Origin of the sequence: Pantoea sp., from assembly GCF_028283705.1 — a bacterium.
Taxonomy (GTDB): domain Bacteria; phylum Pseudomonadota; class Gammaproteobacteria; order Enterobacterales; family Enterobacteriaceae; genus Pantoea.
This window is the reverse complement of the sequence record NZ_JAPWKD010000005.1, coordinates 184,697-208,869: the sequence shown is the minus strand read 5'-3', so window position 1 is coordinate 208,869 and position 24,173 is coordinate 184,697. Positions and strand designations below refer to the sequence as shown.

22 protein-coding genes are annotated in these 24,173 nt (G+C 57.3%); 14 read left to right on the top strand and 8 right to left on the bottom strand.

The features are described 5' to 3' along the window. Positions 1-3: 3 nt before the first annotated feature. Genes kdpC through PW844_RS04385 form a run of 3 tightly spaced genes read left to right on the top strand, consistent with a single transcriptional unit; the run spans position 4 to position 3,814 of the window. The gene (kdpC, locus tag PW844_RS04395; RefSeq protein WP_299448318.1) at positions 4-576 is read left to right on the top strand and encodes a potassium-transporting ATPase subunit KdpC; all 573 of its coding nucleotides are present in this window, start codon (positions 4-6) and stop codon (positions 574-576) included. Positions 577-586: 10 nt separating this feature from the next. Then, positions 587-3,262 (top strand): two-component system sensor histidine kinase KdpD, encoded by a 2,676-nt coding sequence (kdpD, locus tag PW844_RS04390; RefSeq protein ID WP_299448316.1) that lies wholly within the window; start codon positions 587-589, stop codon positions 3,260-3,262. 54 nt (positions 3,263-3,316) lie between these two features. Beyond that, positions 3,317-3,814 (top strand): TIGR00645 family protein, encoded by a 498-nt coding sequence (locus tag PW844_RS04385; protein WP_299448314.1) that lies wholly within the window; start codon positions 3,317-3,319, stop codon positions 3,812-3,814. A 28-nt stretch (positions 3,815-3,842) separates the two neighbouring features. Here PW844_RS04385 and PW844_RS04380 read toward each other — a convergent pair whose 3' ends face one another. Then, positions 3,843-4,778 (bottom strand): LysR family transcriptional regulator, encoded by a 936-nt coding sequence (locus tag PW844_RS04380; RefSeq protein WP_299448312.1) that lies wholly within the window; start codon positions 4,776-4,778, stop codon positions 3,843-3,845. Positions 4,779-4,871: 93 nt separating this feature from the next. On the opposite strand from PW844_RS04380, the gene PW844_RS04375 reads away from it, so the two are divergent. The 4 genes from PW844_RS04375 to PW844_RS04360 all read left to right on the top strand — a co-directional run bounded on the left by PW844_RS04375 (position 4,872) and on the right by PW844_RS04360 (position 8,928). Beyond that, the gene (locus tag PW844_RS04375) at positions 4,872-6,080 is read left to right on the top strand and encodes an MFS transporter (protein WP_299448310.1); all 1,209 of its coding nucleotides are present in this window, start codon (positions 4,872-4,874) and stop codon (positions 6,078-6,080) included. A 53-nt stretch (positions 6,081-6,133) separates the two neighbouring features. Continuing rightward, entirely contained in the window at positions 6,134-7,477 is a 1,344-nt protein-coding gene (locus PW844_RS04370) for a cation:proton antiporter (protein WP_299448308.1), read from the top strand. A 32-nt stretch (positions 7,478-7,509) separates the two neighbouring features. Continuing rightward, on the top strand, positions 7,510-7,857 hold the full coding sequence (locus PW844_RS04365) for a hypothetical protein (RefSeq protein WP_299448306.1): 348 nt from the start codon (positions 7,510-7,512) through the stop codon (positions 7,855-7,857). 174 nt (positions 7,858-8,031) lie between these two features. After that, positions 8,032-8,928, top strand: a complete 897-nt coding sequence (locus tag PW844_RS04360) for an alpha/beta hydrolase (protein WP_299449148.1) — start codon at positions 8,032-8,034, stop codon at positions 8,926-8,928. Positions 8,929-8,936: 8 nt separating this feature from the next. Here PW844_RS04360 and PW844_RS04355 read toward each other — a convergent pair whose 3' ends face one another. Then, a complete protein-coding gene (locus tag PW844_RS04355; RefSeq protein ID WP_299448304.1) occupies positions 8,937-9,851 on the bottom strand; it encodes a bestrophin family protein in 915 nt (304 codons plus the stop codon). Between the two features lie 238 nt (positions 9,852-10,089). Between PW844_RS04355 and PW844_RS04350 the strand changes: the two genes are divergently transcribed. Then, on the top strand, positions 10,090-10,731 hold the full coding sequence (locus tag PW844_RS04350; protein WP_299448302.1) for a hydrolase: 642 nt from the start codon (positions 10,090-10,092) through the stop codon (positions 10,729-10,731). On the opposite strand, the gene PW844_RS04345 is transcribed toward PW844_RS04350, so the two are convergent. Next, on the bottom strand, positions 10,722-11,624 hold the full coding sequence (locus tag PW844_RS04345; RefSeq protein ID WP_299448300.1) for a LysR family transcriptional regulator: 903 nt from the start codon (positions 11,622-11,624) through the stop codon (positions 10,722-10,724). The genes PW844_RS04350 and PW844_RS04345 overlap by 10 nt on opposite strands. 95 nt (positions 11,625-11,719) lie before the next feature. On the opposite strand from PW844_RS04345, the gene PW844_RS04340 reads away from it, so the two are divergent. The 3 genes from PW844_RS04340 (at position 11,720) to PW844_RS04330 (ending at position 14,811) form a co-directional block, all read left to right on the top strand. Beyond that, positions 11,720-12,541 carry an SDR family oxidoreductase gene (locus PW844_RS04340; RefSeq protein ID WP_299448298.1) on the top strand — a complete coding sequence of 274 codons (822 nt, stop codon included), beginning with the start codon at positions 11,720-11,722 and terminating at the stop codon, positions 12,539-12,541. Positions 12,542-12,586: 45 nt separating this feature from the next. Continuing rightward, entirely contained in the window at positions 12,587-13,723 is a 1,137-nt protein-coding gene (locus tag PW844_RS04335) for an epoxide hydrolase family protein (RefSeq protein ID WP_299448296.1), read from the top strand. 71 nt (positions 13,724-13,794) lie between these two features. Beyond that, positions 13,795-14,811 carry an NAD(P)-dependent alcohol dehydrogenase gene (locus PW844_RS04330; protein ID WP_299448294.1) on the top strand — a complete coding sequence of 339 codons (1,017 nt, stop codon included), beginning with the start codon at positions 13,795-13,797 and terminating at the stop codon, positions 14,809-14,811. A 60-nt stretch (positions 14,812-14,871) separates the two neighbouring features. On the opposite strand, the gene PW844_RS04325 is transcribed toward PW844_RS04330, so the two are convergent. The 3 genes from PW844_RS04325 to gorA all read right to left on the bottom strand — a co-directional run bounded on the left by PW844_RS04325 (position 14,872) and on the right by gorA (position 18,477). Then, the gene (locus tag PW844_RS04325) at positions 14,872-15,651 is read right to left on the bottom strand and encodes a Sua5/YciO/YrdC/YwlC family protein (protein ID WP_299448292.1); all 780 of its coding nucleotides are present in this window, start codon (positions 15,649-15,651) and stop codon (positions 14,872-14,874) included. A gap of 321 nt (positions 15,652-15,972) precedes the next feature. Then, positions 15,973-16,905 carry a nucleoside recognition domain-containing protein gene (locus tag PW844_RS04320; protein ID WP_299448290.1) on the bottom strand — a complete coding sequence of 311 codons (933 nt, stop codon included), beginning with the start codon at positions 16,903-16,905 and terminating at the stop codon, positions 15,973-15,975. A gap of 219 nt (positions 16,906-17,124) precedes the next feature. Next, the gene (gene gorA, locus PW844_RS04315; protein ID WP_084877652.1) at positions 17,125-18,477 is read right to left on the bottom strand and encodes a glutathione-disulfide reductase; all 1,353 of its coding nucleotides are present in this window, start codon (positions 18,475-18,477) and stop codon (positions 17,125-17,127) included. Positions 18,478-18,601: 124 nt separating this feature from the next. Here gorA and rnz point away from each other — a divergent pair, with 124 nt between their 5' ends. After that, a complete protein-coding gene (gene rnz / locus PW844_RS04310; protein ID WP_299448285.1) occupies positions 18,602-19,513 on the top strand; it encodes a ribonuclease Z in 912 nt (303 codons plus the stop codon). Between the two features lie 6 nt (positions 19,514-19,519). Here the strand turns inward: rnz and PW844_RS04305 are convergent, their stop codons facing one another. Continuing rightward, positions 19,520-20,362: a 23S rRNA (adenine(2030)-N(6))-methyltransferase RlmJ gene (locus tag PW844_RS04305; protein WP_084877647.1), complete on the bottom strand. Its 843-nt coding sequence runs from the start codon at positions 20,360-20,362 to the stop codon at positions 19,520-19,522. A 204-nt stretch (positions 20,363-20,566) separates the two neighbouring features. Between PW844_RS04305 and prlC the strand changes: the two genes are divergently transcribed. Beyond that, positions 20,567-22,609, top strand: a complete 2,043-nt coding sequence (gene prlC / locus PW844_RS04300) for an oligopeptidase A (RefSeq protein ID WP_299448282.1) — start codon at positions 20,567-20,569, stop codon at positions 22,607-22,609. An 8-nt stretch (positions 22,610-22,617) separates the two neighbouring features. After that, positions 22,618-23,367 (top strand): 16S rRNA (guanine(1516)-N(2))-methyltransferase RsmJ, encoded by a 750-nt coding sequence (rsmJ, locus tag PW844_RS04295; RefSeq protein ID WP_299448279.1) that lies wholly within the window; start codon positions 22,618-22,620, stop codon positions 23,365-23,367. A 117-nt stretch (positions 23,368-23,484) separates the two neighbouring features. Here the strand turns inward: rsmJ and uspA are convergent, their stop codons facing one another. Beyond that, a complete protein-coding gene (uspA, locus tag PW844_RS04290) occupies positions 23,485-23,919 on the bottom strand; it encodes a universal stress protein UspA (RefSeq protein WP_299448277.1) in 435 nt (144 codons plus the stop codon). Positions 23,920-24,173 lie beyond the last annotated feature (254 nt).

Below are 24,173 nucleotides of genomic sequence, written 5' to 3'. Positions count from 1 at the left end.
GAGATGAGTCAGTTACGTCCGGCTATTGTATTGTTAGTGCTGCTGACCGTGCTTACCGGCGCGGTGTATCCCCTGCTGACCACCGGGCTGGCGCAGTGGTGGTTTCCGGCGCAGGCCAATGGTTCGCTGCTGGAACAGGATGGCGCGGTGCGCGGTTCGGCGCTGATTGGGCAGAACTTCAGCCAGCCCGGTCATTTCTGGGGCCGCCCGTCGGCCACCGGTGACAGCGCCTATAATCCACTGGCCTCCAGTGGCAGCAACCTGGCCGGTAACAACCCGGCGCTGGATAAAGCGGTGGCGGAACGCGTTGCGGCGCTGCGTGCGGCTAACCCGCAGGCATCGACAGCGGTGCCGGTGGATCTGGTGACCGCCTCAGCCAGCGGTCTTGATCCGGATATTTCACCGAAAGCGGCGCTGTGGCAGGCACCGCGCATTGCAGCGGCGCGTCAGTTACCGTTGCAGCAGGTGGAGGATTTAATTACGCGCCATACTGCACGTCCGCTGCTGCCGTTTACCGGTGAAGAGACGGTGAATGTACTGCGATTGAATATGGCGCTGGATGCTCTGAAACATTAACGGACTGATTATGAACGACGAACTGCCTCGCCCCGATCCCGATGCGCTGTTGCTGAACCACAGCGACAGCCATCGTGGAAAACTCAAAATCTACTTCGGTGCCTGCGCGGGTGTTGGCAAAACCTTCGCCATGTTGCAGGAAGCGCAGCGCCTGCGTACCCAGGGACTGGATGTGCTGGCGGGGGTGGTGGAAACCCACGGACGTGATGAAACCGCTGCCCTGCTCAAGGGGCTGGCGGTTTTGCCACGTCGGGCCACCGGTCGTTCACGCCATGCGGAGTTTGATCTGGATGCGGCGCTGGCGCGCCATCCGGCGGTGATCCTGATGGATGAACTGGCGCACACCAATGTGCAGGGTTCGCGTCATCCCAAGCGCTGGCAGGATATCGAGGAACTGCTTGAGGCCGGTATCGACGTTATCACCACCGTGAATGTGCAGCATCTGGAAAGTCTCAATGATGTGGTGGGCGGAGTCACCGGTATTCAGGTACGTGAAACCGTGCCGGACCCCTTTTTTGATGCGGCCGATGAAGTGGTGCTGGTGGACCTGCCTCCCGACGACCTGCGTCAGCGGCTGAAGGAGGGCAAAGTTTACGTGGGCGATCGCGCCGAACGCGCCATTGAAAACTTCTTCCGTAAAGGCAACCTGTTTGCGCTGCGTGAGCTGGCGCTGCGCCGCACCGCAGACCGGGTGGATGACCAGATGCGCGCCTGGCGCGATCAGCAGGGGCGCGACAAAGTCTGGCACACGCGTGACGCCATTCTGCTGTGCATCGGCGATGACACCGGCAGTGAGAAGCTGGTGCGCACCGCTGCGCGACTGGCAGCACGTCTCGGCAGCGAGTGGCATGCGGTATACGTTGAAACGCCGCGTCTGAATCGCCTGCCGGAAGCACGGCGTCGCGCCATTCTGCGCACGCTGCAACTGGCGCAGGAACTGGGTGCGGAAACCGCCACCCTGTCCGATCCTGATGAAGCGCGTGCGGTGCTGCGTTACGCGCGTGAACACAATCTCGGCAAAATCGTCACCGGTCGCCAGCCGCAACGGCGCTGGCGGCGCGACAGCTTTGCCCAGCGGCTGGGCGAGCTGGGGCCGGACCTCGATTTGCTGGTGGTGGCGCTGGATGAGCCGGTACGTGATGCGCCCGCCGCGTTGAACGGGCAGCGCGCCAGCGCGGAAAAATGGCGTATGCAGTTACGCGGCTGCCTGATGGCGTTGGTGCTGTGCATTCTGGTCACCTCAGCCGGGCGCTGGCTACTGGTGGAGTTCGATCCCGCCAACGGCGTGATGATTTATTTGCTGGCGGTGGTGATTGTCGCGCTGCGCTTTGGTCGCTGGCCGTCGGTGTTTGCCACGGTAATCAATATTCTCGCCTTTGACCTGTTTTTCGTCGCCCCCACCGGCACCGTAGCGGTGTCGGACCTGCAATATCTGGTGACGTTCGCGGTGATGCTGGCGGTCGGCGTGATCGTCGGTAATCTGACGGCGGGCGTGCGTTATCAGGCGCGGGTGGCGCGTTATCGTGAGCAGCGTGCGCGCCATCTGTACGAAATGGCGAAGTCGCTCGGCAGTGCGCTGACGCCGCAGGATATCGCCAGTACCAGCCAGCGGGTGATTGAAGTGACGTTGCAGGCGCGTAGCCTGCTGTTGCTGCCGGATGAGCAGGGCGAGTTGCAGACGGTAGGCGACAGCAGCATGGGTACGCCACCGGATCTCGCCATCGCCAAATGGAGCTACAGCAAAGGCCAGCCTGCCGGGGCCGGTACCGACACCTTACCGGCGGTGCCATACCAGATTCTGCCACTGAAAAGCGGCAACCACTGCCGCGGCCTGCTGGTGGTGGAGCCGGAAAATCTGCGCCAGCTGATGATCCCGGAACAGCAGCGGCTGGTGGAAACCTTTACCGTGCTGATGGCTAACGCGCTGGAGCGGATGGCGCTGTCGCAGAGTGAGGCGGCTTCGCGGCTGTCTGCCGAACGTGAACAACTGCGTAACGCGCTGCTGTCGGCGCTGTCACACGATTTACGCACGCCGCTGACGGTGTTATTTGGCCAGGCGGAAATGCTGATGCTTGACCTCGCCAGCGAGGAGTCAAAATATGTCCCGCAGGCGAATCAGATCCGCGAACAGACGCTGAGCACCATCCGGCTGGTGAGCAACATGCTGGATATGGCGCGCATTCAATCCGGCGGACTGAATTTGCGTGAAGAGTGGGTGGCGCTGGATGAGGTGATCGGTGGCGCGCTAAGCAGCATGGGACCTTCGCTCAAAGGCCATGATTTCGCTCTCGATTTACCTGATGGCCTGGTGCTGATCAAAGGTGATAGCAGCATGCTGGAGCGGGTGTTTACCAATATCATCGAAAATAGCCTGAAATATGCCGGTAACGCGGCACAGCATGGTATCCACGCCTGGCGTGAACATGACCGGCTGGAAATCGCCATCTGGGACAGCGGCCCGGGTATCGCGCCGGATGCCCTGACGCGTATTTTTGATAAATTCGCCCGTGGCGATAAGGAATCGGCGGTGCCGGGCGTGGGGCTCGGGCTGGCGATTTGTAAAACCATTATTGAATCCCATGCTGGCCGCATCTGGGCGGAGAACCGTCCTGAAGGCGGCGCGTGCTTCCGCCTTTCCCTGCCGCTGCCACCGGCTCCTGAAATTTCTGAAGATGGGCTGAAATAACTTCACACTTGTTCAGTTATAATCGCGGGCTTGTCAGTTGATTAATGGGAAATTATGGAACGTTTTACCGAAAACCTGATGTATGCATCGCGCTGGCTGCTGGCACCGGTTTACATTGGACTTTCGCTGGGATTGCTGGCGCTCACCATCAAATTTTTCCAGGAAGTGTTTCACATGCTGCCGGATATTCTCAGCATCGGGGAAAACGATCTGATCCTGCTGCTGCTGTCGCTGGTGGATATGACACTGGTGGGTGGCCTGCTGGTGATGGTGATGCTGTCGGGTTATGAGAACTTTGTATCTAAACTGGATATCGCCGAGCACAAAGAAAAACTGAGCTGGCTCGGTAAGATGGACTCCGGCTCGCTGAAGAACAAAGTGGCCGCGTCCATTGTGGCGATTTCCTCGATTCACCTGCTGCGGGTGTTTATGGAAGCGCGCAATGTCGAAAACGATAAACTGATGTGGTACGTGATTATCCACCTGACGTTTGTGCTGTCGGCGTTTGTTATGGGATATCTGGACAATATGTCCAAAGCAGACAAAAAATAATGTCGTGACGGCGCGATTTATCGCGCCGTTACAACCTCTCTGCGGGTTGTGCCCCTGCCAGCTGCGGCATCACTTCACGAATCATGGCAAAAAACTTCTGCAATCGCGCCGGATAATAGCTGGCCCACGGATAGGTTAACCACACTGGCAACGGCGGTGCCTGCCAATCCGGCACCAGCTGAATCAAATCACCGCGCGCTAAATCCTCCAGCACCACCCACGATGACACCACGGCGGCCCCCATGCCGGCCAGCGCCGCCTTGCGCACCGCATACAGGCTGTCGCTTGCCAGACGCGGGTTGATCGCCAGATTCAGCGGCTGTCCGTCGCTGATACGTTGCAGGGCAATCTCGCTGTGATAAAAACTGGTCAGCGCCAGCCACGGCAGCGAGGTCAGTTGTTCCACCCGTTCCACCGGCGGATGCGCCGCCAGCAACGACGGGGCGGCCACCACAAAACGCGGGACTTCCGCCAGCAGAATCGCGACTACCGAGGGATCGGACGGTGGGCCGACCTGGATGGCGCAATCGACGTTTTCAGCGACAAAATCAGGCGTGCGGTCGTTCAGCATCCACTCCACATTCAGACGCGGATAACGTTGCAGATAATCCACCAGCGGCGCGACCAGCTGATCCTGACCAAACGCGTGAGGCGCACGCACGCGCAGGGTGCCCACCGGATCGTCGCTCGCGCCGGTCAGTTCATCCTCCAGCGCATACCAGGTGGCGAGCAACTGGCGTGCCTGTTGATAACAACGCTCGCCGTCATCAGTCAGTTTCAGTGCGTGGGTGGTGCGCAGAATTAACTTCAGCCCCAGCCGTTGCTCCAGCGCCTGCAAACGACGGCTGATGGTTGGCTGGGTGGTACCGAGCTGCGCGGCGGCGGCCGACAGCGATCCACTCTCCACGATGCGGATAAAGGTTTGCATCAGTTCGATGCGGTCAACGCTGGAAGAATTGCTCATACGTACCACGTATAATGGTTTTGTCTTTCATCAGTCTACCGCGTATGGCGGCGACGCGCTTTAATAAGCGCACTTTCACGGGGGGAAATCAATATGTCTGCCATGACGCAATCTTCAGAACGGGTCACTGAATCGCTACCCGCACCGCTGGTCTTCACGCTGGCGGCGGGCGCAGGTCTCAGTGTCGCGTCCATTTACTACAGCCAGCCGATGCTGGATATCATCAGCAAACAATTTAACGCCAGCGTTGGCAGCGTCGGTATGGTGCCGATGCTGACGCAGGCGGGTTATGCGCTCGGCATCCTGCTGCTGGCACCGCTGGGTGACCGCCACGATCGCCGCACCATTATCCTGATTAAAGGCTTATTGCTGATGGCGGCGCTGCTGCTGTGTGGCTTCTCCGGGGGCCTGAATGCGCTGCTGATCGCCAGCTTTGTCACCGGCTTAACAGCCACCGTGGCGCAGGATATCGTACCGGCATCAGCCGCGCTGGCACCGGAACGCAGCCGGGGGAAAACCGTCGGCACGGTGATGACCGGCCTGCTGGTCGGCATTTTGCTCTCCAGGGTGGTCAGCGGGGTGGTGGCTGAATATTTCGGCTGGCGCACCATGTACCTGGTGGCGGCGGGAGCGGTGTTGCTGATTAGTCTGGCGCTGTGGCGTGTGCTGCCGCGTTTTAAACCGGGTACCTCGGTGAGCTATCCGCGTCTGCTGTTGTCGCTGGCGCATCTGTGGCAGCACCACCAGACGCTGCGTCGTGCGGCGCTGGCCCAGGGCTTGCTGTCGGTAGGCTTTAGCGCCTTCTGGTCAACCCTGGCGCTGATGCTGAGTGATCGCTTCCATCTCGATAGCGCTGTAGCGGGCGCATTCGGCCTCGCCGGTGCTGCCGGTGCGCTGGCTGCACCGCTGGCGGGCAGCTTTGCCGACCGCATTGGCCCGGCACGTGTCACCCAATACGGTGCCACGCTGGTGATGGTGTCCTTTGCGTTGATGTTCCTGTTGCCGGTATTGCCGGTCTCCGCGCAGCTTGGGCTGATTATCATCAGCACCGTGGGTTTTGATTTAGGGGTACAGGCGACGCTGGTGGCGCATCAGACGCTGGTCTACAGCCTGGCACCGGAGGCGCGTAGCCGCCTGAATGCGCTGATGTTCACCGTGGTGTTTATCGGTATGGCGACCGGCGCAGCCCTGGGCAGCCTGGCGTTGTCCCACTGGGGCTGGACCGGCGTGGTGGCGTTGTCCACCCTGGCAGCGGCGCTGAGCCTGATGATTCGCCTGGCGAGCCGTCACCTGAAAAACTGATTGTCGTATCCTGTGCCAGGCTTAAAGAAGATCCTTTATAAAAACGGAGCGTTATGGATTTTCTTGCCTGGACAGCAGCAACCGGTGGTTTGTTGCTGCTGATGTCACTGGCTTCCGGCTGGATTCACCGGGGGCCAGTCACCTCATTTGGTCTCTATCTGTTCGCGGGGGTGCTTTGCGGCCCGTGGATGCTCAATCTGCTGCACATTGATATTCTCGGGCACGCTGATCTCGCCGCCCACATCACCGAAATCACGATGGCCGCCTCGCTGTTTATCACCGGCCTTAAGTTGCGCCTGCCGCTGCGCGCCCATGCCTGGCGGGTGGGGGGGTTACTGGCGTTTCCAGCGATGCTGCTCACCGTCGCGGGCATGACCTTGCTGGTGCGCTGGCTGACCGGTTTTGACTGGCCGCTGGCGCTGGCGTTTGCCGCGATTGTCGCGCCTACCGACCCGGTGCTCGCCAGCCTGATTTCCGTCAACGACGCGCGTGACGACGATGCACTGCGCGTGGCACTCTCCAGCGAAGCCGGGATGAATGATGGCTCAGCGCTGCCATTATTGATGCTGGCGCTGCTGATGCTGCATCAACCCGCGTTCACCTTCACCGATATCAGCCTGTGGGTGGCCCGCGATGCTGTCTGGGCGATAGGCGGCGGGCTGGTTATCGGTTATGCCATTGGCCGCGTCATCGGCCAGCTGGCAACCCATCTGCGCAGCGCCCATCAGGATGTGGCACCGAACGATATTCTCGCGCTGGCCCTGATTGCCCTGAGCTATGCGGCGGCGCAGTCACTGGATGCTTCTGGCTTTCTGGCGACCTTTGCGGCGGGTGTGGGGCTGCGCCGTGCCGAGCTGCGGGTGGTGAAGCGTTTTCCCCCGGAAGATGTGTCGGAAGAGGAGCATCTGCTGCCAGCGGAAGCACGCGTCAATCCTAATCAGCGGCTGGCACACGGTGGCAGCGGCATGGTGAAATCGGTGGGGCTGGTGGTCGGTGACGCGCTGTCGTTTGGTGATACTATCGAACGCCTGCTGGCGGCGGCGATGATGGTGGTGCTGGGCATTACGCTGGCGCATCACTGGAACCTGACCGGCATTGGCCTGGCGCTGCTGCTGTTTGTGCTGGTGCGGCCCCTGGCGGTGTGGATCACCACGCTGGGTTGTGGTCTGCCACTGGCGCGGCGTTTGCTGATTGGCTGGCTGGGGATTCGCGGCATCGGCAGTATCAATTATATTGCTTACGCCTGGGTGCACGGTATGCGCGGCCCACAGGCAGAACAGATGGTGGATATGGCGTTGACGTTAGTGGTGTGCAGCATTGTGTTGCATGGCGTAACGGTGACGCCGTTGCTCAACTGGCGTGCGGCCCGTCAGGCTTCACGCACGCAACACGACTGATTACGATTTTCTGGAAACAACAGGAGCCTGTTATGAAAGTTTTATTACTTGCCCTTTTCGGGCTTTCGCTGTCGGCCAGCGCGCTGGCGGAGGACGCCAACGCGGATAGCGAGCAAAACGTCTATGCCAGCCAGCTTTGCCATCTGGTCAGTAGTGAAAAAAGCACCGGAACTATGGACAGTTATGTGGCAAAAATGAAGTCACAAATGGCGGCCAGCCAGTCGCCATCGGCTTTAAGCCCACAGGAATTTGATGAAGAGACGGCACAGGAAGTGATTAACGCCTGGCTGCAACTGGGTGACGATGAACGCAGCCAGTTACGTCATAACCAGCAGCAATGTGAACAGACGGTGATGACGCAATTTCAGCAGGAAGATTAAATCTTTTTATCGTCCGGTTTAACAACAAAATACGCGCCTTTTTCGGCGCGTTTTTTTATAGCTTTTTTGTACAGATTGCGTACATAATCGCCAGCGTTTGGCATTGACCTTGCATCACCATAACGAGACACAGCCTGAAGGCTGTCCCTTTTCTGACAGTGGCTTCACAGCATGATGATAACGCGTCGCCGCCTTTTGCTGGCAACCGGAGCAACGGTACTTTCCATGACCACAGGCAAACTGTTTGCCCGTGATGACATAATCCCTCTCTGGCCGGACGATCCGCCCGGCGGCGGCGGCCCATCCGGTTTATTACGTGTCAGTGCCAACGGTTCCTGGTCCAATGTGGTCTCACCGGCGATTCAGCGTTTTCGTCCGGAAAATCCCAATGGTGAAGCGGTACTGATTGCCGCCGGAGGCGGATATAAATGGATCGGTATGGGGCGTGAAGCCTGGCCGGTGGCGCGCTGGCTCAACGCCAACGGCTATACCGCCTATGTGCTGAGCTACCGCTTACCGGGCGAGAAGTGGCAGGCGGGCCATCTGGCCCCGTTACAGGATGCACAGCGTGCCATTCGCCTGGTGCGTTCGATGGAGCGCAAAGTCCATCTGCTGGGCTTTTCCGCCGGTGGGCATCTGCTGGGCATGGCGGCGGCACGGCCTGAGTTCGACTCTTATCCCGCGCAGGACCCGCTCGATCAGGTGGTGCCGAAGGCGGATAGCGTCGGTCTGATCTATCCGGTCATTACCCTCGAAGCGCCGTTCCAGCACACCAACACTCATTTGATGATGGTGGGTAACAATGCCACCCCGGCCGAAGAGGCTAACTGGTCGGTACAGAATTATGTTACCCGCAGCTATCCGCCAACCTTCCTGGCGCAGGCGGAAGACGATCACACCTCCAATCCTCATAACACCGAACTGATGCGCGATACCTGTCGCCGTATGCGGGTACCGGTGGAGCTGATTCAGTTGACCCGGGGTGGTCATGGTTTTGGTCTGGGTCAGGCGGGGACGCCAGCGGCCTTATGGGATCAGGCTTATGTCCGCTGGCTGGATCATCTGAGCTAAGCCAGGGTTCACGTCAGGTTAAAGTATTTATCCGGCTGCAACGGTTCCGGCAGCGGATCGCCGTTCATCGACTTCAGGTTACGTTCAATCGCCACACAGATGGCATCCAGCGGCAGGTCGTTCGGCGCGGTGCCGAAGGGGTCTTCCAGTTCTTCCGCCAGCGATTCCAGCGATAAAAAGGTGTAGGAGATAAACACCGACACCAGCGGCGTCATAGCGTGCAGGTCCGACACCAGCGCAAACGGCAGCAGGGTGCAGAACAGGTACACGGTGCGATGCAGAATCAGGCTGTAGGCGAACGGAATTGGCGTGCTGGCGATACGATCGCAGCCACCCAGCACGGTGGAAAGATGATTCAGATTTTCATCCATGCTCTGCCAGACAATATCCGAGATGTGCCCCTCATTGCGCTGCTGCGCCAGCCATTCCCCCATGCGCAGCAAAATCTGCGTGGTCGGCAGTGGGTTGCTTAACACCTGATCACGGAAGCCGGGTGGCAGCGTGCGCTGCAAATCCGTTGCCGGGTCGGAATGCCGTAGCTGATGTTTCATGCTCAGGTTAAAAGCGATTTGCAGATTGGCAAATTCACGCGCCTGCTCAAGGCTGAGGGTGGGGATGCTTTTCACCTGACGCAGCAACGAACGCTGGGTAATCAGCAGTGTGCCCCACAGGGTGCGGGCTTCGGTAAAACGCGCGTAGCTGGCGTTATTACGAAAGCCAAGGAAGATAGCGATCGACACACCAATCAGGCTGAAAGGCGCGGTGGTCAGATGGATGCCGAGGGTTTCATACCAGGGAAAACCGAGGATGGCGATTAACGACATCAGCAGGTTGAGTGATAAACGAAACAGAATGCTGGTAAGCACCGAACCGTGCCAGTCAAACAAGCGCAGGAACCAGTGCTGATGTGGGCGAACAATCATTTTTGCGATGGTGAGTTTTTGATTTTGTGAGCACAGGTTACGCCTGTCTTGCGCGACTGATCAACGCTGTTTCGCAGGCTTCCTGTGAGGTACTGGTTCTCTTTTTCTTTTAAATCAACCTTCTAAAATCATTTTGAACAACTTATAAAATTCTTTCCGTTATCTCTTCAGCGCGGTTTTTTTTAAAGTTCATCCCAACGACACAACACACAAAACCGATACCGCTGAGGAAATAACCATGTCTAAACTTGACCTGCTCGACCCGCAAAACTCTACCCTGATTTTCATCGACCACCAGCCGCAGATGGCTTTCGGCGTGGCCAATATCGATCGCCAGCAGCTCAAAAATAACACCGTTGCCCTGGCAAAAGCGGGCAAGATTTTCGACGTGCCGGTGATTTACACCTCGGTTGAGACCGAAAGTTTTAGCGGCTACATCTGGCCGGAATTGCTGGCGGTGCACCCGGAAGCGAAGCCGATTGAGCGTACTTCAATGAACTCATGGGAAGACGCCAAATTTGTTGAGGCAGTGGAAAAAACCGGCCGTAAAAAACTGATTATCTCCGCCCTGTGGACGGAAGTTTGTCTGACGTTCCCGGCACTGATGGCGCTGAAAGCCGGCTATGAGGTTTATGTGGTAACGGATACGTCAGGTGGCACCAGCGTCGATGCCCATGAACGTTCGGTACAACGGATGGTACAGGCGGGTGCCGTGCCGGTAACCTGGCAGCAGGTACTGCTGGAGTACCAGCGTGACTGGTCTCGTACAGAGACTTACGATGCGGTGATGGACCTGGTGCGTGAGCACAGCGGTGCCTACGGTATGGGTGTCGATTATGCCTACACCATGGTGCATAAGGCTCCACAACGTCATCTGTAATAGGGCAGGTGGGTTTTCAGGGCATTGATAAACAGCCGCAACGCCATCGACTGATGGCGGTTAGGCGGGAACCATAAGGCGATGCCCGCCGACTGCACGCGCCACTCTGCCAGCAGTTCCACCAGCTGGCCGCTCTGTAGCCCCGCACGAGCATGGGGCAGGGGCAGGTAAGCAATCCCCATATGATTGATGGCTGCTTCGGCCATCAATGCATTGCTGTCCAGCGTCAGTGTACCTGGCACATCAATTTCCAGCGCCTCCTCCTGACGTTGATATTCCCAGCGATAGCGTTTACCACCTGGCAACCGTTGCCGGATACATTGTTGCTGGTGCAAGTCCAACGGGTGATGTAGCGGCGGATGCCCGGCGAGATAAGCCTTCGATGCCACGGTGACAAAGGTCAGCGGCTCCCCCAGCGGTATCGCCACCATATCCTGCGGTACATCCTCAATCAGCCGGATACCGGCATCAAATCCTTCTGCGGTGATATCCACCAACGCGCCCTGCGCGGCCAGATCCAGCTCGATAGCGGGATATTGGGCGCTGAATGCCGGAATGACCTGGGTCAGCAGCAAACTAATTGCCGCATCGCTGGCGCTGATGCGCAGCGTGCCGTAATGCTGCTGGCGGCGGGCGCTGACGTCATTCAGCACCTCATCCATCTGGTCGAGTAACGGGGCCAGTCGCGTCAGTAACTGCTGGCCTGCCTCGGTCAGCGCTACGCTGCGCGTGGTGCGCTGAAATAATTGCACGCCGAGATTGTGTTCCAGCCCTTTAACCAGATGGCTGAGCGAGGAACGTTTCAGGCCAAGCCTTTCGGCGGCATGACGAAAGCTGCGCTGTTCTGCCAGCGTCTTGATGGCCTGCAACTCATGCCAGGAAGGTCGTCTCATTGGTGGTTTTTCCTCACCAGGTCATGCGTGATTAGGGAGATTATGACCACCAGTAAAGCGATCTATCATCAGGTTTTCAACCGGAGGAAGCAAAGATGAAAACCTGGTTAATTACCGGTGCCAGCAATGGGCTGGGCCGTCTGATGAGTGAACGTTTACTGGCGCGCGGCGATACCATTATCGCCTGCGTGCGCCGCAGCGCAGCGATGGATGACCTGCAACAACGCTACGGCGCACGGTTGCAGGTCATTACTCTCGATCTGGCGCAGACTGCTACCATTGCGCCCGCTATGGCCCAGGCCTTTGCCACTGTGGAACGCATCGACGTGGTGGTCAGCAATGCCGCCTATGGTCTGTTTGGTGCAGCGGAGGAGTTGAGTGATGTGCAGATTGAACGCCAGATTGCCACGAATCTGACCGGCTCCATTCAGCTGATTCGCGCGGTGATCCCACTACTGCGTCAGCAGGGCGGCGGGCGGATTGCGCAGCTGTCATCAGAAGGCGGGCAGGTAGCTTATCCCAACTTCAGCCTTTACCACGCCACCAAATGGGGCATTGAAGGGTTTGTTGAGGCGGTGTGCCAGGAAGTGGCGAGTTTTGGCATCGGCTTTTTGCTGGTGGAACCCGGCCCGACTGCCACCAACTTTGGTGCGGGTCTGGATGTGGCTGAGGCGCTGGATTGCTACCGCGATACTGCCTCGGGTGAATTGCGCCGCATGCTGCTGTCGGGGGAATTCGCGATCCTCGGTGATGCGGAAAAATGTGTCAGCGCGATGATCACCACACTTGAGCAGCCACAGATGCCGCTGCGGCTGGCGCTGGGCAGCACTGCATATCAGCATATCGACGCGGCGTTACAAAGCCGTCTGGCGGAATTGCATGGACAGAAGGCACTGGCCTATGGCGCAGATGCCTGATCAGGCTACAGTAGAGGCAGAGTCTGCTTAAACTGAGGAGTGGTTATGTCTGTGCAACCGTTTCAGATTGATATCGCGCAGTCGCAGTTAGATGACCTGGAGTGGCGGCTGCGCCAGACGCGCTGGGCTGCTCCGCTACCGGGTGCGGCATGGCAAAAAGGCACCGCCATTGATGAGCTGAAAGCGTTGGTGGATTACTGGCTGCATCAGTATGACTGGCGTCAGCAGGAGCATGAACTCAACCAGCTGGCGCATTTTTACTGGCAGCAGGGCGAAACGCCGGTGCATTTTATTCATCAACGCGGCAACGGGCCAAATCCGCTGCCGCTGCTGCTGACCCACGGCTGGCCCGATTCGTTTCTGCGTTACCAGAAGATCATCCCCCTGCTGACTGACCCGGTGCGTTTTGGCGGTAAGGCCGAGGATGCGTTCGACGTTATCGTGCCGTCGCTGCCGGGCTTTTCCTTCTCTCGCTGCCCGCCGCAGGGGATCCACAACGCGCAAATTGCTGACTTGTGGGCGCAGATGATGACGGAACTAGGCTATGCCCGTTTCGCCGCCGCTGGCGGGGATATCGGCTCTGGCGTGACGCGTTATCTGGCGGTGCAGCATCCTGACAGGCTGGTGGGGATTCACCTCACCGATGTTGGGTTAATTCGCCCGCTGATGCAGGCGAAAGGTGACGATCTCACGGATGAAGCGCGTGACTATCAGGCGGTGGCGCTGAAGTGGATAACCCAGGAAGGAGCCTACATGGCGCTGCAATCGACCAAGCCACAAACGCTGGCGTTCGCGCTCAACGATTCTCCGGTCGGGCTGGCGAGCTGGATTATGGAAAAATTCCGTAGCTGGGGCGATTGTCAGGGGGATCTGTTTAGCCGGTTCAGCAAGGATGAGCTGCTCAATAACATCATGCTGTACTGGCTCACCGGCAGCTTCGGCAGTTCGGCCAACCTTTACTATGAGAACAGCCATTCGCTGCCGCCGATGGGCGATATTCGCGTGCCGACCGGGCTGGCGCGTTTTCCTCACGATCTGGTGCCGCCGCCACGGCGCTGGGCCGAGCAGCATCTTAATATTCAGCAGTGGACCGAGATGCCGCGCGGCGGACATTTTACCGCGATGGAAGAACCGGAGCTGCTGGCGCAGGAGATCAGAACTTTTTATCGCCCACTGCGCTAAGCACCATCGGCGAAGGCAGCGATTCGCCATCGCTGCCACACTTACTTTTTTGCTGATGAGGATGACAGACAATGCAAGCGATGATCTTAAAAAGCCCCGGCGGACTGGAGAATTTGCAACGGGTGGATCTGGCGGATCCGGGTAAGCCGGGGCCGGGTGAGATCCGGGTGGCGATCCATGCCACCTCTCTGAATTATCACGATCTGTTGGTGGCAAAAGGATCCATTCCCACCGCCGATGGCCGCATCATGATGGCGGACGGTGCGGGCGTGGTGGAAGAAGTCGGTGCGGGCGTCAGTGAATTTAAGGCGGGTGACCATGTGGTGTCCGGCTTCTTTCCTCAGTGGCAGGATGGTTTGCCTGAGCAACAGGTCGGCAATTTCACCCAGACACCTGGCGATGGTGCCCACGGCTTTGCCGCCGAAGTAGTGGTGCGTCCGGCCAGCCATTTTACCCTCGCACCTCTTGGCTGGCGTCATGCTGAAGCCGCCACCATCACCACCTCCGGTCTGACGGCCTGGCGGGCGTTGGTGGGGGATGCGCAGATCAAAGCTGGCGATACCATTCTTACGCTGGGCACGGGTGGTGTTTCCATCACCGCGCTGCAAATCGCCAAAAGCATGGGTGCGCGCGTGATTGTAACCTCATCCTCGGATGAAAAGCTGGAGCATGCGCGTGAGCTGGGGGCCGATGAGGTGATTAACTACCGCAGCACACCCGAGTGGGGCAAAGCAGTGCAGCAGCTGACCGGGGGTAAAGGCGCGGATGTGGTGATTGAACTGGGTGGGCCCGGCACCATGGCGCAATCCATTGAGGCGGTACGTGTCGGTGGACATATTGCATTAATCGGCGTGCTGACCGGCTTTGAAGGGGTGATCCCGACAGCCGGATTGATGGCGAAGCAGGCGCGGATTCAGGGCCTGATCGTTGGCCATCGCCGCCAGCAGCAGGATTTTGTTCGTGCGCTGGAGCAGACCGGCATGCGCCCGGTGATCAGCGATAGTTTTGGTGCACTGAGTGATTTACCAGCGGCGTTCCGCCATCAGGAAAATGCCGGACACTTCGGTAAGATTACGGTGGAGTGGTAGCGGCGCAATTTATTGCGCAATTCCGGTCAAACCCGCGCGATGAATCGCGCGGGTTTGATCTTAATAATAATCGCCGTGGCGGTAATCCCATGATGGGAAAATATCCGACAGCAGTGACATGATCTTATCAACATCAAGGCCTTTGCGGATCAGCACCGGACAGGGTGTAATTTTTCGCTCGCCTTTTTGTTCCGGAATCAAACGGCCTGTGCTATCCACCATCGACACCATCACACCCTGCTCATAACGCACTTTATTTTCGTCGTTTGGCTGAATGGATTTCACGTAATCGTTGGCGGCAATAATTAAATCAGCACGGGATTCAATGCGTTCGCCAATACCTTCCACCAGACCCCGGTTGCCCTGGCCTGATGGATTTGCGGAGCTGGCAAAGGAGAATTTGCCGTGCTTTTCCCACAATTCTTTTGCCAGTATTTCACCCGGCTTGCCAAACTTAATAACGAAACAGCTGGTCTGGCGGCCATCCATCATCAGCTCTTTGGAACCGTCGTCAGGAATACGTGATAACGCCTCTTCGCGCCATGGCAAAATGCAGCCCAGCAGAATGTCCTGATCCCAATGACGTTGATACAGCTCGTCAATTTCCGGGTTGAGCTGAGCCAGCGAGCGCAGCTGCTCCAGCGAGCCGCACAGCACCACGCCGGGCTTGTTACGTTTGCGGTTCTTCGCTTCAAACTTGCGTTCGAGGCCAGCTTTATCTGAGGTCATGATAATGTAGCCGACTTTGGTCGGGCTGACGATCATGCCGCCCTCTTTCGCCAGAATGTCGATGGCTTCGTGCTGCAAACCGCCATTCCAGGTTATTTTCTTACCGTTCATGGATCTACCCTATCTTGGTGTTCAATATATGCCGAACAGGAATATTACCTGCGATAAAATTAAGGGATTAGGTAATTAACCTGATATTTCTCTGAGATAATGGAGCCATGATCCGCTTTCAATAAACCATCATAATCATGGGGGTTAATTACATCTGCCGTGATGATGTTCTTCAGATAATAATACTAAAAATATCAGAAGTGCAATCGATGAAAATAACAATGGAATTGAAAGGGTTAATCTTAAATAACGCCTGAAAATTATGGTGTTATTTTAAGAAGTAAAAACGCTAAACAGGTTGTTACCTGTTTAGCGCAATCTTTAAAAAAGGAGGCTATGCGAAATGGCGCGCAGGGCGATCCCCAGCAGAATACCCGGTACAGCAAAACGAAACAGGCGCGGGAAACGGGTGGAAAGCCCGAGAAAAATCCCGATGCCAGGCAGGTCGAAGGTCTGAATCAGCAGGCCTGCAGAGGCGTTAATATTGTGGGCGCTGTACAGGCCTTTTGCGATCAAGTCAGACACCACGCCGTAATAGGCGGTGCCACCAGCCAGGCACTTGGTGAGCGCGGGCAGAATGTAGACCTCGGAAATGTTCAGCCGTGCCAGAACCGGTGAGAGCACCCGGCTCAGCAACTCGACACCGCCCGCCTCTTTAAGTATGCCAACCACGGATAACGAGAGGATCAGCATCGGCAACGAACCCAGCGCCAGACGAATCGCATCGGAGCCGGCGTTATTGATGATACTAATCAGGCCGGGTTTCGCCTCGCTATGGCTGATCCCTTCGTCTTCATCACGCAGCGCGACACCCGACAGTTTGCGGCCAAACAGGTGATAAGTGCTGGCTGCCGCCAGTATGCCGCCGCAAATGGAGATCAGAATCGCCGCCCCCCAATGCAAGCCAGCAGGAATTAAGGGATAAAAGGCATTGGCCTGACCCATGGCAAATAACATCGCCAGCGTGGCTGCCATATGTCGATCGGAGGTGCCGCGTTTTTCCATGATGGCCAGTGCAGCCAGCGGTGCGGCAAAACTAACAAAATTGAGTTGAATCAGGGCAAATAGCGCCAGCCCGGTAATGCCGAGCGGTTTTAATAACGGCGTGGTATGACGCACAATAAAATCGAGTACGCCTTTTGCCTCCAGATATTTCATGACGCATAGCATGACCACCATGATGGGAATCAGCGTGTACAGCGCAACATCCACCGAGGCTTTGCCCGCCGACATAATGATGCTGATAATATTCATGCCTGACCCTTACTGCTTAACCACCGCCGCGCAAAACAGAAATTCACGCCAGCCTCCCTTAGCCAAATAACTCACCAGAAAAATGCCAGCGCGCCCGCGTCAGCAAAGGGGCAAATGTTATCCCTGTCAGAGGGGATTGAGTAGTGAATAAAAAGGTTTTTATCTTGCAGGAAATGGCAGGGGGAGGAGCCAGCATGTCATCACATGCTGGCCTGATAATTAACGCATCGTCACAAACTCTTCCGCCGCCGTCGGGTGGATAGCCACGGTATTATCAAAGTCTTTTTTGGTGGCACCCATTTTCAGTGCGACCGCAAAGCCCTGCAGCATTTCATCCATGCCGAAACCAATGCCGTGGATACCGACGATCTTCTCCTCCGGTCCTACGCACACCAGCTTCATGCGGCACGGCTGGCGATGCTGGGTGACGGCGGTGTACATGGCGGTGAAGGCGGATTTATACACCTTCACCTGGTCATCACCGTACTGCTCGCGCGCTTCGGGTTCCGTCAGGCCGACGGTGCCAATCGGCGGATGGCTGAACACCACGGTCGGGATGTTGCTGTAGTCCAGATGTTCGTCCGGCTTGTTGTTAAACAGACGCTCTGACAGGCGACGACCTGCGGCAACCGCAACCGGCGTCAGCTCCACCGCGCCGGTGTTATCGCCCACCGCGTAAATACCTGGCACGCTGGTGTTCTGGAACTTATCGACCTTGATATAGCCTTTCTCATCCAGCGCAACGCCGGTAACCGCCAGGTTGAAGTTGTCATTGGCTGGCTCACGACCAATCGCCCACACCAGGCAATCCACGGTCTGCGCGTGGCCGTTTTCCAGTTGCAGCGTCAGGCTGCCATCAGCGTTTTTGATCACTGCTTTTGGGATGGAGTCGGTATGCAATGACGGACCTTCAGCCTGCATCACTTCCACCAGCGTGTCGGTGATCAGCGGATCAAAGCTACGTAGCGGCGCGTGTTTACGTACGAACAGGTGGGTTTCTGCGCCGAGCGCGTTGACCACACCCGCCAGTTCAACAGCGATATAGCCCGCGCCGACCACCGCAACGCGTTTCGGCAGAGCGTCCAGTTCGAAGAAACCGTCAGAATCGATGCCGTATTCTGCGCCAGGGATTTGTGGGTGACTCGGGCGGCCGCCGGTAGCAATCAGGATATGATCGGCGGTGATGGTTTCGCCGTTGACTTCAACGGTGTGCGCATCGACAAAACGTGCGAACCCTTTGATCACTTCCACGTTATTTTTGCCCAGCACGTTGTCGTAGGAGGTGTGGATACGATCGATATAGGCGCTGCGATTTTTCACCAGGGTTGACCAGTCGAAACGGTTAACCGTGGTGTCAAAACCATAGTCCGGGCCATAAAGGTGGATAGCTTCAGCAATTTGCGCCGCATGCCACATCACTTTTTTCGGTACGCAACCCACGTTGACACAGGTGCCGCCCAGCTCTTTGGCTTCAATCAGGGCGCATTTCTGGCCGTGCATCGCCGCACGGTTAATGGAGGCGATACCGCCGCTGCCGCCGCCAATGGCAAGGTAGTCAAAATGTCTGGTCATCAGATGTGTCCATTTGCAGGAAGAAAAATTGGGTTAGAGTGTAACGCTGACAGGGGAAAGGGCGCAAAGATTGCGCCTATGATTGTAATAGCATTGAATCGAATCTATTTTCACGGAAGCAAGCATGCAACTGACTTTTCTGGGTACTGGCGCAGGCGCGCCCAGCCTGCAACGTAATGTCACCGCCATTGCGCTGACGCTGTCCAAACGCGGTGAAACCTGGCTGTTTGATTGTGGTGAAGCGACGCAGCACCAATATATGCGTTCAGATCTCAAGCCGGGCAAGCTGGAAAAAATCTTTATTACCCATCTGCACGGTGACCATATCTTTGGCCTGCCGGGGCTGTTAACCAGCCGCTCGATGGCGGGACTCAAAGAACCGCTCACCCTTTATGGCCCGCAGGGTATCCGCCAATTTATTGAAACGGCACTCAGCCTGAGTGGCTCCTATACCAGCTTTCCGCTGGAGATTGTGGAGATCGGTGCGGGGCTGGTGTTTGACGATGGCGCGTTTCGCGTCACCGCCTGGCCGATGAATCACGTCGTTGAATGCTATGGCTATCGGATTGAGCAGCATGATAAACCCGGCTTCCTCGATGCTCCGCGTCTGAAGGCCGAAGGGGTACCGCGTGGTCCCTGGTATCAGCAGCTAAAACAGGGCGAGCGCATCCGGCTGGAAGATGGGCGCGAAATTGATGGTGCGGAGTATCTCGGTCCACCTACCAAAGGCAAGGTGCTGGCGATTTTTGGCGATACCGGACCGACGGAGATGGCGTTGCAACTGGCGGCTGATGCGGATGTGATGGTGCACGAAACCACGCTGGAGGCGGCGCTGGCGGAGAAAGCCAATAGTCGCGGCCATTCCACTACGATTCAGACGGCGCAGGTGGCAAAACAGGCTGGAGCGAAAAGGCTGATCGCCACCCATTTCAGTTCACGTTATTTGTCGCAGGATCGGGAGAGATTGCTGGCGGAGTGCCAGTCCGTCTTTCCGCAGACGGTGCTGGCACATGATTTCGCGGTGTTCGAAGTTTAGCGCACCTTATTCCGGCGTAATCCACTCCACGCGGGTGTGCCCGGTGCCTGCGGGCACCAGCTTCTGATGCAGCCACGGCAGCAGTTCTTTCATCTGCTGCTCCAGCTTCCACGGCGGGTTAATCACGATCATGCCAGAGGCGGTCATGCCGCGTTGATCGCTGTCCGGGCGCACCGCCAGCTCAATCTGCAAAATGTTGCGAATGCCGGTGGCCTGCAAATCTTTGGTCATATGTTTGATTTGCTGACGCAGCACCACCGGATACCACAAGGCGTAGATACCGGTGCCGAAGCGTTTGTGGCCTTCCTGAATCCCTTTCACCACCGCCTGATAGTCACTTTTCAGCTCATACGGCGGATCGATCAGAATCAGACCACGGCGCGTGGGCGGTGGCAGCTTCGATTTCAGCTGTTGATAACCGTCCGCACGTTCGACGCGGGCGCGGCTGTCTTTGCTAAACTCGTTGCGCAGCAGCGGGTAATCGCTGGAGTGCAGCTCAGTCAGCTGCAATTTATCGTCCTGGCGCAGCAGATGGCGGGCAATCAGCGGCGAACCTGGATAGTAACGCAGCGTGCCGTTAGGGTTCAGGTTACGAATCGCGGAGAAATAAGGCTTCAGCAATTCCGGTGCGTCGGGCTGCTGCCAGATGCGCGCGATGCCTTCCAGATATTCACCGGTACGCTCGGCGTGCTCACCGCTCAGCTGGTAACGTCCGGCACCGGCGTGGGTATCCAGATAGAGGAAAGGCTTCTCCTTCTCCATCAGGGCAGTCAGGATCAGGCTCTCAACGGTGTGTTTGAGCACGTCGGCATGGTTGCCGGCATGAAAACTGTGGCGATAACTCAGCATAAAAAAGAGGGGTCCGCGGTTGGATCAAAGAAGTCAGAACATCGTGTCTGGCGCGATTATAGCCGCGCTGGATAAAAATTGCTGGCGTTTCGGCGTCAGGCAGTGCCTTCGTGGCATTGATTTTCCGCCGATCAGGCCGCATGTTAATACGATTGCGTTGCGCGACCTGCTCGCGCCCCACACCCCAATGAAAGGACTGCGCTTATGACCAATCCGTTACTCACGCCTTATACGCTACCGCCATTCTCCGCCATCAAACCCGAACATGTGGTTCCCGCTGTCACCGCAGCGCTGGACGACTGCCGTGCGGCGGTGGAACGCGTAGTGGCACAGGGCGCGCCTTATAGCTGGGACAATCTGGTGCAGCCGCTGGCTGAAGTTGACGACCGTCTGGGTCGTATTTTCTCGCCGGTCAGCCATCTGAATTCGGTAAAAAACAGCCCGGAACTGCGTGAAGCCTACGAGCAGACGCTGCCGCTGCTGTCTGAGTACAGCACCTGGGTCGGCCAGCATGAAGGGTTGTATCAGGCTTACGTCAACCTGAAGCAGGGCGATAACTACGCTGCGCTGGATATCGCGCAGAAAAAAGTGGTGGATAACAGCCTGCGTGATTTCGAGCTGTCCGGTATCGGCCTCGATAAAGAAAAACAGAAACGCTACGGCGCCATCGCGGCGCGCCTGTCTGAACTGGGGTCAACCTATAGCAACAACGTGCTCGATGCCACCATGGGCTGGAGCAAGCTGATTACCGACGAAGCGGAACTGGCGGGGATGCCGGAAAGTGCGCTGGCGGCGGCCAAAGCCCAGGCAGAAGCCAAAGAGCAGCAAGGCTGGCTGCTGACGCTGGATATCCCGAGCTATCTGCCGGTGATGACTTACTGCGACAACGCTGCGCTGCGTGAAGAGTTGTACCGCGCGTACTCCACCCGTGCTTCCGAGCAAGGCCCGAATGCCGGTAAATGGGACAACGGCCCGGTAATGGCCGAGGAACTGGCGCTGCGTCACGAGCTGGCTCAGCTGCTGGGCTTCGACTCCTTCGCGGACAAATCGCTGGCAACCAAAATGGCGGAAAGCCCGTCTCAGGTGATCGACTTCCTGACCGACCTGGCAAAACGCGCTCGCCCGCAGGGGGAAAAAGAACTCGCCCAGCTGCGTGCCTTCGCTAAAAAAGAGTTTGGCGTTGACGAAATGAACCCGTGGGACCTGACGTACTACGGTGAAAAACAGAAACAGCATCTGTACACCATCAGCGATGAGCAGCTGCGTCCGTACTTCCCGGAAGAGCGTGCGGTGAGCGGCCTGTTTGAGGTGGTGAAACGCATCTACGGTATCAGCGCGAAAGAGCGCAAAGATGTGGATGTTTACCACCCGGACGTGCGTTTCTTCGACCTGTTCGATGAAAGCGGCGAACTGCGCGGCAGTTTCTATCTTGACCTGTATGCCCGCGAACACAAACGCGGTGGTGCGTGGATGGACGACTGTGTCGGCCAGATGCGCAAAGCCGATGGCAGCCTGCAAAAACCGGTGGCGTATCTCACCTGTAACTTCAACCGCCCGGTGCAGGGCAAACCGGCGCTGTTCACCCACGATGAAGTGATTACCCTGTTCCACGAGTTCGGCCACGGTCTGCATCATATGCTGACGCGTATCGAAACCCCGGGCGTGTCCGGTATCAGCGGTGTGCCGTGGGATGCGGTGGAGCTGCCGAGCCAGTTTATGGAGAACTGGTGCTGGGAGCCGGAGGCGCTGGCGTTTATCTCCGGTCACTATGAAACCGGCGAGCCGTTGCCGAAAGAACTGCTGGATAAAATGCTGGCGGCGAAAAACTATCAGGCAGCGCTGTTTATCCTGCGTCAGCTGGAGTTCGGCCTGTTCGATTTCCGTCTGCATACCGAGTTCAATCCTGAGCAGGGCGCAAAAATCCTCGAAACCCTGCGCGAAGTGAAAAAGCAGGTTGCCGTGGTACCCAGCCCGGAATGGGGCCGTTTCCCGCACGCCTTCAGCCACGTATTTGCTGGCGGCTATGCCGCAGGTTATTACAGCTATCTGTGGGCCGACGTGCTGGCTGCTGATGCTTACTCACGCTTCGAAGAAGAGGGTATCTTCAACCGCGAAACCGGTCAGTCGTTCCTCGACAATATCCTGACGCGTGGTGGTTCTGAGGAGCCGATGGAGCTGTTCAAACGCTTCCGTGGCCGTGAACCGCAGCTGGATGCGATGCTGGAACATTACGGGATTCAGGGATAAGCCGGCCTGTGAAAATCGGTTTAGTTGACGAAACAGGCACCGGAGACGGTGCCTTATTACTTCTGGCGCAACGCTGGGGGCTGGAACAGGACGAAGATTCCGGGCTTGCGCTGGTGCTGACGGCCAGCCATCTTGAGCTGCGTAAACGCGATGAGCCAAAACTGGGCGGCATTTTTGTCGATTTCGTTTCTGGCGCGATGGCACATCGCCGTCGCTTTGGCGGTGGACGTGGCGAGGCGGTGGCGAAAGCGGTGGGCATCAAGGGCGATTACCTGCCGGATGTGGTCGATGCCACCGCAGGCCTGGGGCGCGATGCTTTCGTGCTGGCGGCACTGGGGTGCCGGGTGCGCATGCTGGAGCGTCATCCGGTGGTGGCGGCGTTACTGGAAGATGGCTTGCGCCGTGGCTATGACGACCCTGAGATCGGCGGCTGGCTGCGTGAGCGATTGACGTTGCTGCATGTGGTGAGCCAGCAGGCACTGAGCGAGATTACACCTGCGCCTGATGTGGTGTATCTCGACCCGATGTATCCACACCGGCAGAAAAGCGCCATGGTGAAAAAGGAGATGCGGGTGTTTCAGTCGCTGGTCGGGGCGGATGAGGATGCGGATGCGTTGCTGGAACCGGCGCGCCGTCTGGCGAAGAAACGTATTGTGGTGAAGCGTCCGGATTACGCACCGCCGTTAGCGGGCGTGGTGACGCAGTCAGCAGTGGTCACCAAAAGCCATCGTTTTGATATCTATCCACCGCTTGGCTGATGCCTGTAGATTCCGTAGCGGCGCGATTTATCGCGCAATCCTGTGCGTGATGCGGGAAAACCCGCGCGATAAATCGCGCCGCTATAACAAATCAGGCCGGTTTCCCGGCCTGATTTGTTATTCGTCGTCATCATGCAGCGGCACAATCAACATATCGATATGTACCGTATTAATCAGCTGACGCGCTGACGACATCAGTTTGCTCCAGAAGTCCTGATGGTGGCCACAGACCACCAAATCCACGTCATATTTTCTAATCGCATCCACCAGCACCTGGCCGAGATCGCCGCTACCGCTCAGGGTTTCACTGATGGGATAACCGGCGTTGGTCGAAAGCTCTTTCAGCGCGGTATGCGTCTCTTCAGAGATACGTTTCTGCATATCCCCCAGATTGACGTCAATCAGCCCGGTGTAGAGGTCTGAATAGTTCACATCAACGTGGATAAGGGAGATTTTCGCCTCGTAAGGACGAGCCAGTGAGACCGCTTTATCAACCAGCAACTGGCTTTCCGGGGAAAGGTCTACTGCAATCAGGATGTGTTTATAAGCCATGATATAACTCCTTTCACAAGATTCTGGGGGCAACCCGAATTCCTGCCACGTCACGGCTGGCGAAATCCTTTGCGCATAACGGCGATAAGCGCCACCCATCGAGATTTATGCCCTGCAGGCGGTTTATTGTTATGGTTTCAGTATAGCCAGAGTTGTTAACAAATGCTGCAAGGCGCGGTGCGCCTGTGAGACAGATCAAGTGTTATCTCTTTTTTCTCTCGCTGTGAACGAAAATCATCGCTGGAAAAATTTTT